This is a genomic window from Massilia genomosp. 1, from assembly GCF_011682185.1.
GTDB classification, from domain to species: domain Bacteria; phylum Pseudomonadota; class Gammaproteobacteria; order Burkholderiales; family Burkholderiaceae_D; genus Telluria_A; species Telluria_A rubra.
Genome location: NZ_WHJF01000499.1, coordinates 1 through 306 on the forward strand (window position 1 = coordinate 1; position 306 = coordinate 306).

1 protein-coding gene is annotated in these 306 nt (G+C 48.4%); it reads left to right on the forward strand.

All coding sequences use genetic code 11. The annotated features are described in order from the left end of the window. Positions 1–62: 62 nt before the first annotated feature. The coding region (gene tnpA, locus F1735_RS38660; RefSeq protein ID WP_167241592.1) for an IS200/IS605 family transposase at positions 63–306 on the forward strand (244 nt) is incomplete at its 3' end.

Genomic DNA, 306 nt, shown 5'->3' on the forward strand with positions numbered 1-306 from the left:
TCTGGCATCAGTTCGTATTGATAGGCTTGTCGTCGTTGCATGCTTCGATTATAGCTTGGTCTATGAGTCATTACAATGAAATTCGCCACGGAAGACACGGTGTTTTCCTCATGCACCTACATTTGGTATTCGTAACAAAATACCGCCGTGAAGTCTTCACAAAAGAGATTCTTGACGACCTGCGGCCGATATTTTCCAGCGTCTGCACGGACTTTGAAGCGGAACTGGTGGAGTTCGACGGCGAGGACGACCATGTACACTTGCTGGTGAACTACCCGCCCAAGGTTTCCGTTTCCAATCTGGTCA